Genomic DNA, 11,359 nt, shown 5'->3' with positions numbered 1-11,359 from the left:
CGTCGAACGCTAGACATCCCGCTGCGCGCAACTCCATCGCGTTTTTCGCGCAACCTGTGAGCAGCCCTGGAACGCGGCTTTGCTCGGAAACCACAGGCGCTGGCGGCCCTTGCGGCCATTCGTCCGCTTGTGTTTCCCCAGCACCAGCCGTAAGGTTCGCGCGTTTTCTTATCCGCCCAGGTGTGTACGACCGCAAGGTCCGCATTAAACGGGAAGCCGGTGCGCTCGATGAGCAAGGCCGGCGCTGCCCCCGCAACGGTAATCGACCGCGATCCTTGGGATCGCCGTCCGCTCCATAGCCACTGTGTTCCGACATGGGAAGGTGAGCGTGATGCGCGTCGAAAGCCCGGAGACCGGCCTGACGGATTCGACTGGTGTTGCGGAGGGCAGCACCGTCAAGCGCTGCTGCCCGTCATCCCCGCGCTTGTTCCTGCCCTCCTCAAAAGTCTGCGATCTTTTGAGGAATTCCAAGAATGAAACTGTCCCGACTTGCCCTGGCCGTGGCGCTGCTGCCTGGTGCTCACGCATACGCGGCCGATCTGTCGCGAGAAGAAGCGCTTAAGCTCTCCGACACGGTGGTCAGCGCAAACCGCGAACCACAGCGACGCAGCCAGACCCCGGCGGCCACCACCGTTTTCAACCGAGACGACATCGAGCGCCTGCAGGTTCGCAGCGTTGCCGAACTGCTAGAGCGTGTGCCGGGCGTAAGCGTCGCCCGTTCCGGCGGAGCGGGAAGCCTTACCAGCCTGTTCGTGCGCGGTACCGCCAGCACCCAGACCCTAGTTTTGGTAGACGGTCAGCGTATCGCGGCAGCGTCCAGTGGTACCAACAGCCTCGAATTTCTCAGCCCCGATCAGATCGAGCGGATCGAAGTCGTGCGTGGCCCGCGGTCTGCGCTGTATGGCTCGGATGCCATCGGCGGGGTGGTGCAGATCTTCACTCGCCAAGGCAGCGGTCAGGGGCTTGCGCCTGAGGTCCGCTTCGGCGCGGGAAGCAACGGCACCTTCGAACGCAGCCTGAACCTCTCCGGTGGGAATGGCCAGACTCGCTTCAACCTGGGGGCCGCGCTGGATGAAACCCAAGGTATCGATGCGACGCGCGATAGCTTCGGCGCCAATGGCGATGATGACGCTTACCGCAACCGCTCGCTTAGCCTGAATCTTGCGCACCGCTTTAATGATCGGTTCGAGGCGGGTATCAGCGCGCTGGATCAGCGAGGCGAAATTGAGTTCGACGACACCTTCGAAGGCTTTCAGCCGACCGTGGATTTCCAGCTAAGCAGCGTCTCCGGGTTCGTTGACGCCGAACTCAATGATGTCTGGAACAGCCGCTTTGAGGTCGGGCACAGCGAGGACAAGCGGGACACCGGAAACGACAGCCCACTGGCTCCTGACTATGTGTTTCACAGCTACTCGACATATCGTGACTCAGCCAGTTGGGTAAACACGCTTCAGCTCGATCCGGCTCATCAGTTGTTGCTCGGTGCCGATTGGCATGAGGACCAACTGCACAGTTCGAGCGACTTTGCCCAAGATTCACGTTGGAACCAGGCAGCTTTCATCCAGCACCGCTATACCGGCAATGCGTTCTCTACAGAGATTGGCCTGCGGCATGACAAGAATGAGCAGTACGGAAGCGAAAACACCTGGAACGCGGCACTTACCGTACCGCTGGATACCCGCAATGACGTGGTCGTTTCCTACAGCGAGGGCTTCCGCGCCCCGACATTCAACGAACTTTATGACTCGTGGTATGGAAACCCGGACCTTACGCCCGAAAAATCTAAGAGCTACGAGCTGCAGTGGCGCAACCGCTATAGCGAAAGCGGCTCTCTGGAATTGTCGCTGTACCGCACTGACATTGAGGACGCCATCGTCTCGGACGCCTTCTGGATTCCTCAGAATGTCCAGACCGCGCGGATCAATGGCCTGGAAGCCACTCTCCGGCAGGACGTGTTCGGCTGGCAGACCAGCCTCGCTGCCGGCCTGATCGACCCACGCGATCGCGATAGCGGTCATACACTCGCCCGTCACGCCAAGCGCACGCTGAGCCTGGATCTGGACCGCCAGCTGGGCGAGTTTTCGGTAGGCGCTAGCTGGAGAGCCGTCAGCGGTCGCTACGACGACGCGGACAACGACATCGAAATGGGTGGATATGGCCTGGTGGGGTTGCGTGGCAGCTGGCGTGCCAATCAGGAACTCAAGCTCGACTTGAAGCTGGATAACCTGCTCGACAAGGACTACGCCGAAGCGACCTACAGCACCTCCAACGGACGCTACGGATACAACACCGAAGGCCGTACGGCGCTGTTCGCCATCACCTGGACTCCGTCGCTGTAGTCGCGTTAACCGGCGCGCCCGCTCAGGGCGCTGCCGCCATCACTTCGCAGAGCTTCCCGATCGCCCCCAGCATCTGGAAGCTCGGCCGCTCCAGCCCCTTGTCGGGGACTTCCAGTAATCGCCCATCGCGCACAGCACTGAGCTGCGGCCAGGCCTGCCACTCATCCAGCTGCGCACCACTGCCGGCCAGAATGACTTCAGGATCGCGAGCAAGCACGGCTTCGATGCTGACCTGAGGCGCCGCCAGGGTCAGATCGGCGAAAACATTCTGCCCACCACACACCTCGATCGCTTCGCTGATGATCTGCTGTCCGCCGAGGGTATACAGCGGGCGATTCCAGATCTGATAGAACACCCGCAGCGGGTGCTCACGTACATACTTCCGGCGCAGCTCGACCAAGCCCTGGCGAAAACGCTCGGCCAGTATCTCCCCTTCCTCGGCTCGATTGACGGCATTGCCGACCACGACGAATTGTTCGGCCAGCCTTTCGAGACGGGTTTGCTCGACGACTAGAACGGGAATACCGAACTGCTGCAGCTGCTCTCGCTGGCTACGCGGCACGCTGTCCGGCCAGAGCAGCACGAGATCAGGACGCAGGCTGAGCAGGGTTTCCATTTCCACCTGGCCGTAGCGCCCAACCGAAGGCACCGACTGCAGCGCAGCTGGCCGCTCGCCGCCATCCAGAACGCCAACCAAGCGGTCGGCGGCATCGAGTTCGAGCATGATCTCGCTGAGCGATGGCGCCAGGCTCACTACTCGCTCGGCAGCCAACGCAGGCAATGACGCCAGGGAAACCAGCGCGGCGAGTAGCAGACGTCGCATCAATGCAATTGCCGCGGAATGCGGTAGAGCACCAGCAACACCAGGCTGCCAAATACCAGCAACAGGCGAGCAACCGGCTCCATGCCGAATAGCGCACCCGCAGCGCCGAACCATGCCGGTAATGAGGCGATCAGCAGACCGCGACGGCGCACACGACGCAGATCGCTCCAAGCATCGTCCTCCACCGGGCCGTTCAGCGCCTGTTCGGTGGCGATCAGTGCATGTTTGAAGCGGGTGAAGGCTCGCAGGCTGAAGAACAGCGAAACCAGGCCGGCAGCGAAGAGCGGCAGACCCCAATCGGCAAACACCACCGATGTGCGCCCAAGCACCAGCACAGGCAGCACCATCAGCAGCGTATGCAGCCAGCCATCACGTGCGAGCTGGCGAAGGGCGGCGGCTCGCGTCACGACTGCTCGGCTTCGCCCTGGTGAATCTCGCCGAGCATGTGGCCGAGCTTGCCGGCCTTGGTGGCGAGGTATTTGCGGTTATGCGGATTGTGCGCGATCTGCAGCGGCTTGCGCTCGGCGACGCGAATGCCGAAGCCCTGCAGCGCCTTGACCTTGCGCGGGTTGTTGGTCATCAGCTTGATTTCGGCGATGCCCAGATGCTCGAGCATCGGCAGGCAGATGCCGTAGTCGCGCATGTCAGGCGCGAAGCCCAGGCGCTCGTTGGCCTCAACGGTATCGGCGCCGGCGTCCTGCAACTCGTAGGCGCGGATCTTGTTCAGCAGGCCGATGCCGCGGCCTTCCTGGCGCAGATAGAGCAGCACGCCGCGGCCCTCGTCGGCAATCGCCCGCAGGGCCGCTTCCAGCTGGAAGCCGCAATCACAGCGCAGGCTGAACAACGCATCGCCGGTCAGGCACTCGGAATGCAGACGGCCCAGCACCGGCTTGCCATCGGCCACATCGCCCAGCGTCAGCGCGACATGCTCCTTGCCAGTGTCCTGGTCGAGAAAACCATGCATGGTGAACACACCGAACGGCGTCGGCAGTTGGGAAGCGGCGACGAACACGACAGACACGGGCGGAAATCCCAGAGGCGGAAAAGCGGACATTGTAACACCAACAAAAGACGAATCAGGCCGCAGAGTTTTGCCAGCGTAAGCGCCAATCGTGCCGCTCAGCGAGCTTGGCGACCGGTTGCTAGGACGTCTTCGACTCCAGCACCAGCACGCCCTGCTCCTCGCGCCAGCTGACGCGACCGAGAAAACTCATGCCGAGCAGCGCTTCGGTGGGCGAGCCCCCCTCGACGACTACCGCTTCCACGCCGATCACTTCGATCGCACCGACCTTCACACTGTTGAGATGGACGCGCCAGGCCTTGGCAGTACCGCTGGCGGTACTCACCACCATCGGCCGGCCGTTGACCCGGTAGTCGATGCCCAACCGGCGCGCCTGATGTTCGTTGATCGCCACCGAGGTAGCGCCGGTATCGACGAGAAACTGGATCGGCTGACCATTGATCGCCCCGGCGATCCAGTAATGGCCGCCGGTGCCCTTGGCGACGCTCAGCTGAGTCTTGCTTGGAGTGGCGTAGGCGCCGCTGTACTCGCGGCTCAGGTTGTAGTGACGCTCGACGCCATCGACCCGCAGCACCGCGCCACTGGCATCGGCACTGATCACCTGAACGCCGCCCGGCCCGGTCTGGCCGACCTTGACCAGCTTGCGCTGGCCGTCGACATTGACCACCGCAGCCCCCGGAAACAGCCCGACCACCTGCACCATGGATGCGGCCTGCGCCAGAGCGGGAAGCAGCAACAGGCTGGCGAACACGATGGGGATGCTACGCATGACTATCTCCTCGAAACCAGGCCGCCCGGGCCGGAACGGCCGATCATCCATTAACCGCCGGCACGCTGCAGCGACCGGACGCACAATCAAACCAGCAGCGCCACCAGCCCCTGCATGACGACCCAGGCCGCGACGCCGGCAAGGATGTCATCGAGCATGATCCCGAAGCCGCCATGGATATGCCGATCTACCCAGCTGATCGGCCAGGGCTTGGCGATATCCATCACGCGGAAGATGACGAAACCAAGCAGCATCCAGTACCAGCCTTCCGGCACCAGCCAGAAGGTGATCCAGATGCCGACGAACTCATCCCAGACGATACCTTCGTGGTCGTGCACACCGAGTTCGCGCGCCACCTTGCCGCACAGCCAGACGCCGAACAGCATGGTCAGCCCGAGCATCAGCAGATAACCCCAGCCCGGCAGCAGTTGCCACAGCGGCACGAACGGCAGTGCTACCAGCGAACCCCAGGTGCCCGGCGCCTTGGGCATCAGCCCGGAACCGAAGCCGAACGCCAGGTTGTGCCAGGGATTGGACCAGACCAGGGTTTGCGGCTTGGCCGCGACCGGCGAGGAGTCAGTCAAAACAGCGTTCCTTATCGGGTCGGAGCAAGCGCCTGCTGGCTCGCAGCGGCGCTTACGCATTGAAATGGTTGTAGCCGCGTTCGGACACGGGCACTTCGTTGCCCGCCGCATCGAGCAGTTGCACAGCCTGGCCAGCCACCACTTGACCGATGACGTGTACCGACCAGCCCGCGTCGAGCAGCGCCGGTAATTCAGCGGGCGGCAGCGTAAAAGCGAGCAGGTAGTCATCGCCACCGGCCAGCGCGCAGCGCAACGCTTCTGCCTCACCAGCGAAACGCCGCAATGGTTCGGACAACGGCAGCCGATCGCGCTCGATCCGCAGCGCGACGCCCGAAGCCTTGGCGATATGCCCGCAGTCGGCCAGCAGACCGTCGGAGATATCCAGCGCCGCCGTGGCCTTGCCTCGCAGCGCTTCACCCAGGGCCAACTGCGGTTGCGGCGACCAGTAGCGCGCCAGCAGGTGTTCGGCGACATCCGCATCGGTTTCGGCCTGACCGAGCACCAGCGGCAACGCGCCGGCCGCTTCACCAAGCACGCCGCCGACGCAGAGCAGATCGCCGACCTGCGCGCCGGAACGAGCCAGCGCCTGGCCGGCCGGCACCCGGCCGAACACGGTGACGGTCAGGCTCAGCGGGCCACGGGTGGTGTCGCCGCCAATCAAACGCAGGCTGCAATCAAGCGCCATCGAATCCAGGCCACGGGCAAGTTCCGCCAGCCAGAGTGGATCGCCAGCAGGCAAGGTCAGGGCGAGAGTGAAGCCGATGGGCGTGGCGCCCATGGCGGCAAGATCACTGGCCGCCACGGCCAACGCGCGTTGGCCGAGCAGGAAAGGATCGCAGGGATCGGGGAAATGCACCCCGGCGACCAGGGTATCGGTGGAAACAGCCAGCTGTTCGCCGACCGGAAGCTGCAGCAGGGCACAATCATCGCCAATGCCGAGAACGACTTCGCCGCCAGCCCTGGCACAAGCGGCGGCGGCGAAGTAGTGACGGATCAGCTCGAACTCACCCAGCAAGGCGAGCAGCCCTCAGCGCTTGTGGTTGCGCACTTCGGCGCTGCGCAGCGTGGGGGCCAGCTTGTCCAGCACGCCGTTGACGAACTTGTGCCCGTCGGTGGCGCCATAGACCTTGGCCAGCTCGATGCCTTCGTTGATGACCACGCGGTAAGGCACGTCGATGCGCTGCATCAGCTCGTAGGTGGACAACCGCAGGATCGCCAGCTCCACCGGATCGAGCTCGTCCAGCGGACGGTCGAGATTCGGCGCGATGGCACCGTCGACTTCGCTTTTGCTGCGCGCGACACCGGTCAGCAGCTCATGGAAGTAGCTGCCATCAACGCCGGAGAAATCGTTGTCGACGCGAAACTGCGCCTCGATTTCGTTGAGGCTCTGACCGGCCATGTGCCACTGATACAGCGCCTGCATCGCCAGGCTGCGGGCAACCCGGCGCGTGGCGATCTTGCCCTTGGCCTTGGGCTGCGGAGCGTCCTGGCTATCGTCGTGATTCAGGCTCACTTCGCCTCCAGCTGCGACAGCAGGCTCACCATTTCCAGTGCGGAAAGTGCGGCTTCGGCGCCCTTGTTGCCGGCCTTGGTGCCGGAACGCTCGATGGCCTGTTCGATGGAATCGACGGTCAGTACGCCGAAGGCGACCGGTACACCGAATTCCATGGAGACCTGGGCCAGGCCCTTGGTGCACTCACCGGCGACGTATTCGAAATGCGGCGTGCCGCCACGAATGACCGCGCCGAGGGCGACGATGGCGTCGTATTCACCCTGCTGGGCAACCTTCTGCGCGACCAGCGGAATCTCGAAGGCACCCGGTGCGCGGATGATGGTGATGTCGTTCTCGCTGACGCCGTGGCGAACCAGCGCGTCGACCGCGCCGCTGACCAGGCTCTCGACGACGAAACTGTTGAAGCGGCCTACGACCAGGGCGTATTTGCCCTGCGGGGCGATGAAGGTTCCTTCGATGGTCTTCAGGGGCATGGGTGCTTTCTCATCTCTTTAAAGAACGAAGGCGCCGCGGACTGCGCGGCGCCTCTGATTTATTCGGCCGGCAGGTATTCTACAACTTCCAGATCGAAGCCGGATATCGCGTTGAACTTCATCGGCGCACTCATCAGGCGCATCTTGCGCACACCCAGATCACGCAAAATCTGCGAACCGGCGCCGACGGTGCTGTAAGTGGCCGGTGTCGGCGGTTGCTGACGGGTCAGCTGCGCCAGCAGCTGCGGACCGGTCAGCGGATTGCCGAGCAGCAGCACCACGCCCTTGCCCGCCTTGGCCACTTCACTCATCGCCGCGCGCAGGCTCCAGCGACCCGGTACGGTGACCAGCAGCAGATCACGCAGCGGCTCCATGTTGTGCACACGCACCAACGTCGGCTCCTCCGGGGAGATTTCGCCGCGGGTCAGCGCCATGTGCACGGTGTCCTCGACGCCGTCGCGATAGGTAACCAGGTTGAACTGGCCCAGCTCGGTTTCCAGCGGCTGCTCGGAAACCCGCTCGACGGTGCGCTCGTGGATCATGCGGTAATGGATCAGGTCGGCGATGGTGCCGATCTTGAGCCCGTGCTGCTCGGCGAACAGCTCGAGCTCCGGGCGGCGCGCCATGGTGCCGTCGTCGTTCATGATTTCGCAGATCACGCCGCTGGCCTCGAACCCGGCCATGCGCGCCAGATCGCAGGCGGCTTCGGTATGACCGGCACGCGCCAGTACCCCGCCTGGTTGCGCCATCAGCGGGAAGATGTGGCCCGGGCTGACGATGTCTTCGGCTTTCGCAGCACGCGCCACAGCAGCCTGCACGGTACGGGCGCGGTCTGCCGCGGAAATGCCGGTGGTCACGCCTTCAGCCGCCTCGATGGAAACGGTGAACTTGGTGCCGAAACCGGAACCATTGCGCGGCGCCATCAGCGGCAGTTTGAGCAATTCGCAGCGCTCGCGGGTCATCGGCATGCAGATCAGGCCGCGGGCGAAGCGCGCCATGAAGTTGATGTGCTCGGCGGTGACGCATTCGGAGGCGACGATGATGTCGCCCTCGTTCTCGCGGTCTTCGTCATCCATGAGGATGACCATCTTGCCGGCGCGGATGTCTTCGATCAGTTCTTCAGCGGTATTGAGCGCCATGGGGCGTCTCCTCAATTCTTCAGGTAGCCGTGCTCGGCGAGAAAACCTTCGGTAAGCCCCGAGGCCTTGGGTTCGGCGGCCTTGTCGCCCATCATCAGGCGCTCCAGGTAACGTGCCAGCAGGTCGACTTCCAGGTTCACCTGCCGCCCGGGGCGGTAGTCGGCCATGATGGTTTCGCCGAGGGTGTGCGGCACGATGGTCAGCTCGAACTCGGCGCCATTGACCGCGTTGACCGTGAGGCTGGTGCCATCGACGGTGATCGAGCCCTTGAGCGCGATGTACTTGGCCAGCTCGCGCGGCGCGCGGATGCGGAACTGCACGGCGCGGGCGTTATCTTCCCGCGCCACGACTTCGCCGACCCCGTCGACGTGACCGCTGACCAGATGGCCGCCAAGACGGCTGGTAGGCGTCAGGGCCTTTTCCAGGTTGACCCGGCTACCGGCCTTGAGATCGATAAAGGCGGTGCGCGCCAGGGTTTCGCGGCTGACGTCGGCCCAGAAGCCGTTGCCCGGCAGCTCGACCGCGGTCAGGCAGACGCCGTTGACGGCGATGCTGTCGCCCAGCTTGACGTCGCCCAGATCCAACTTGCCGGTGTCGACCAGCACGCGGACATCACCGCCCTTGGGCGTGAGCGCACGAATGGTGCCAATGGATTCGATTATTCCGGTGAACATGTGGCCTCCCGTGGAAGGCGGGTAAAACGCTGCATACGACGAACTCCTGTTTTTGAAAAACAGGGCGCTACAGATCGATAGGGATGCATGACGGATGCACGGACGGCGCCCATCGGGATATCCCGCTCTCTCTCATCCGGACTATACCGTCGGCCCCGGAATCACACCGAGTCTGCTGACCTTGCCGAAGCAAGCGCTCGCGGGCTAGGCCGTGGCCATTACCGCCGGTGGGGAATCGCACCCCGCCCTGAGAACGTTGGGCCGCTTGCGGCCCGGCAGCGTTTTTAACACAAATAGCGGCGCGGGGCAGCCCGATATCGCCCGATAGCAGCTATGAGGGTGCAAGACGAACGCTATCGGCAGACGCAGCCGGCATGCGTTGCCGATCAGTTGGCCGGGCGCGCCACGATCTTCCAGTCGTCGCCCACCGCACGGATGTCGACGATTTTGAGCTCGCGCGCCTCGCTCATGCGCTCGAGCGGCAGCTCCAGCAACGGCCGCGCCGAGGAGCCGAGAAACTTGGCGGCCATGAATATCTGGTATTCGTCGATCAAACCAAGACTGGCGAAGGCGCCGACCAGCCGCGGGCCGGCTTCGACCAGCACCTCGTTGGCACCACGCGCGCCCAGCTCACGCAACAATGCAGTTAGATCGACCCGCTCCTGGCCCAACACCAGCAACTCATGCCCCGCAGCAGCGAACGCACCCTCATGGCCAGCGACAGTGGTGGCGACCAGCGCCGGACCTGCCTGAAAGAACGGTGCATCCAGCGGCACGCGCAGCTGCCCATCGACCAGCACCCGCAGAGGCGGACGCTGCAGCGCCAGTGCCGTGGTTTCCGCATCCAGCCCCAGCTCATCGCCACGCACGGTCAGCCGCGCGGCGTCCATCAGCACGGTATCGGCGCCGGTCAGCACCACGCTGGAGCGGGCGCGCAAGCGCTGCACCTCGGCACGGGCGGCCGGGCCGGTGATCCACTGGCTTTCGCCGCTGGCCATCGCGGTGCGCCCGTCCAGGCTCATCGCGAGTTTGGCGCGAACGAACGGCAGGCCGCTTTCCATACGCTTGATAAAGCCGCAGTTGATCTCGCGCGCCTCGGCTTCCAGCACACCGCTGACGACTTCGATGCCGGCGCTGCGCAGTAATTGCAGGCCACGCCCAGCGACCTGCGGGTTGGGGTCCTGCATGGCCGCCACCACGCGCCCGACGCCGGCCTTGACCAGCGCTTCGGCACAGGGCGGTGTACGCCCGTAGTGGCTGCAGGGTTCGAGGGTGACGTAGGCGGTGGCGCCGCGGGCGCGCTCACCCGCCTGGCGCAGCGCATGGACTTCGGCATGCGGCTCGCCGGCGCGTACATGCCAGCCTTCGCCGACCAGCTCGCCAGCGGCGACGATCACGCAACCGACCCGCGGGTTCGGATGGGTCGAATACAGGCCTTTGCGCGCCAGCTGCAGCGCGCGGGCCATCCAGGCGTGATCGGTAGTCATTCGGGCTTCGCGGGCTCGCGGGACAGCCGCTCGATTTCCTCACGGAATTCGTTGAGGTCCTGGAAGCGGCGGTAGACCGAGGCGAAGCGGATATAGGCGACCTCGTCGAGCTTCTGCAGCTCGGCCATCACCAGTTCGCCGAGCACCCGCGACTTGATTTCGCGCTCGCCGGTGGCGCGTAGCTGATGCTTGATATGGGCGATCGCAGCTTCCAGGCGCTCGACGCTGACCGGGCGTTTCTCCAGCGCGCGCTGCATGCCGGCGCGCAGCTTCTGCTCGTCGAACGGCTGGCGGCTGCCGTCGGACTTGATCAGGCGCGGCATCACCAGCTCGGCGGTTTCGAAGGTGGTGAAACGCTCACCACAGGCCAGGCACTCGCGGCGACGGCGCACCTGATCGCCCTCGGCAACCAGGCGGGAATCGATGACCTTGGTATCGTTGGCAGCACAGAAGGGACAATGCATGGGGCTGAAATCGGTCGTACGTCGGGACGGCCATGGTAGCGCATCCGACCCGCAAGACAAGGCGACGGCTTTG

General features: G+C 64.2%; 13 protein-coding genes and 2 riboswitches. Of the genes, 1 reads left to right on the top strand and 12 read right to left on the bottom strand.

The genetic code is table 11. From position 1 onward, the window contains the following. Positions 1 to 161: 161 nt before the first annotated feature. Positions 162 to 377: riboswitch (cobalamin riboswitch) on the top strand. A 96-nt stretch (positions 378 to 473) separates the two neighbouring features. Beyond that, on the top strand, positions 474 to 2,339 hold the full coding sequence (locus tag BHD08_RS20625; RefSeq protein ID WP_125024640.1) for a TonB-dependent receptor domain-containing protein: 1,866 nt from the start codon (positions 474 to 476) through the stop codon (positions 2,337 to 2,339). Between the two features lie 22 nt (positions 2,340 to 2,361). On the opposite strand, the gene BHD08_RS20620 is transcribed toward BHD08_RS20625, so the two are convergent. From BHD08_RS20620 to nrdR, 12 genes are all read right to left on the bottom strand, one after another. Continuing rightward, the gene (locus BHD08_RS20620; protein WP_125024637.1) at positions 2,362 to 3,162 is read right to left on the bottom strand and encodes a cobalamin-binding protein; all 801 of its coding nucleotides are present in this window, start codon (positions 3,160 to 3,162) and stop codon (positions 2,362 to 2,364) included. After that, positions 3,162 to 3,569 carry a hypothetical protein gene (locus BHD08_RS20615; RefSeq protein ID WP_015278252.1) on the bottom strand — a complete coding sequence of 136 codons (408 nt, stop codon included), beginning with the start codon at positions 3,567 to 3,569 and terminating at the stop codon, positions 3,162 to 3,164. Before BHD08_RS20615 ends, BHD08_RS20620 begins: the two co-directional genes overlap by 1 nt. Next, the gene (gene ribA / locus BHD08_RS20610) at positions 3,566 to 4,183 is read right to left on the bottom strand and encodes a GTP cyclohydrolase II (RefSeq protein ID WP_015278253.1); all 618 of its coding nucleotides are present in this window, start codon (positions 4,181 to 4,183) and stop codon (positions 3,566 to 3,568) included. Before ribA ends, BHD08_RS20615 begins: the two co-directional genes overlap by 4 nt. A 121-nt stretch (positions 4,184 to 4,304) precedes the next feature. Next, positions 4,305 to 4,952, bottom strand: a complete 648-nt coding sequence (locus BHD08_RS20605) for a TIGR02281 family clan AA aspartic protease (protein WP_015278254.1) — start codon at positions 4,950 to 4,952, stop codon at positions 4,305 to 4,307. 86 nt (positions 4,953 to 5,038) lie between these two features. Continuing rightward, positions 5,039 to 5,536, bottom strand: coding sequence for a phosphatidylglycerophosphatase A (locus BHD08_RS20600; RefSeq protein WP_015278255.1), 498 nt, complete (start codon positions 5,534 to 5,536; stop codon positions 5,039 to 5,041). Positions 5,537 to 5,588: 52 nt separating this feature from the next. Further along, positions 5,589 to 6,551: a thiamine-phosphate kinase gene (thiL, locus tag BHD08_RS20595; RefSeq protein ID WP_015278256.1), complete on the bottom strand. Its 963-nt coding sequence runs from the start codon at positions 6,549 to 6,551 to the stop codon at positions 5,589 to 5,591. Between the two features lie 12 nt (positions 6,552 to 6,563). Continuing rightward, a complete protein-coding gene (gene nusB, locus BHD08_RS20590; protein ID WP_178111420.1) occupies positions 6,564 to 7,043 on the bottom strand; it encodes a transcription antitermination factor NusB in 480 nt (159 codons plus the stop codon). Positions 7,044 to 7,045: 2 nt separating this feature from the next. Continuing rightward, the gene (gene ribE, locus BHD08_RS20585) at positions 7,046 to 7,522 is read right to left on the bottom strand and encodes a 6,7-dimethyl-8-ribityllumazine synthase (protein ID WP_003289143.1); all 477 of its coding nucleotides are present in this window, start codon (positions 7,520 to 7,522) and stop codon (positions 7,046 to 7,048) included. Between the two features lie 59 nt (positions 7,523 to 7,581). Continuing rightward, positions 7,582 to 8,661, bottom strand: a complete 1,080-nt coding sequence (gene ribBA / locus BHD08_RS20580; RefSeq protein ID WP_015278257.1) for a bifunctional 3,4-dihydroxy-2-butanone-4-phosphate synthase/GTP cyclohydrolase II — start codon at positions 8,659 to 8,661, stop codon at positions 7,582 to 7,584. 11 nt (positions 8,662 to 8,672) lie between these two features. Continuing rightward, positions 8,673 to 9,335, bottom strand: coding sequence for a riboflavin synthase (locus tag BHD08_RS20575; protein WP_015278258.1), 663 nt, complete (start codon positions 9,333 to 9,335; stop codon positions 8,673 to 8,675). A gap of 120 nt (positions 9,336 to 9,455) precedes the next feature. After that, a riboswitch (FMN riboswitch) is annotated at positions 9,456 to 9,594 on the bottom strand. 127 nt (positions 9,595 to 9,721) lie between these two features. After that, a complete protein-coding gene (gene ribD, locus BHD08_RS20570; protein ID WP_015278259.1) occupies positions 9,722 to 10,822 on the bottom strand; it encodes a bifunctional diaminohydroxyphosphoribosylaminopyrimidine deaminase/5-amino-6-(5-phosphoribosylamino)uracil reductase RibD in 1,101 nt (366 codons plus the stop codon). Next, positions 10,819 to 11,286, bottom strand: a complete 468-nt coding sequence (gene nrdR / locus BHD08_RS20565; RefSeq protein WP_003281766.1) for a transcriptional regulator NrdR — start codon at positions 11,284 to 11,286, stop codon at positions 10,819 to 10,821. The genes ribD and nrdR overlap by 4 nt, the downstream gene beginning before the upstream one ends. Positions 11,287 to 11,359: the final 73 nt, after the last annotated feature.

Source organism: Pseudomonas sp. SCT, from assembly GCF_003864275.1.
GTDB lineage: Bacteria > Pseudomonadota > Gammaproteobacteria > Pseudomonadales > Pseudomonadaceae > Stutzerimonas > Stutzerimonas stutzeri_AE.
The sequence above is the reverse complement of the archived record's forward strand: the minus strand, read 5'-3'. Positions and strand labels throughout refer to the sequence as shown.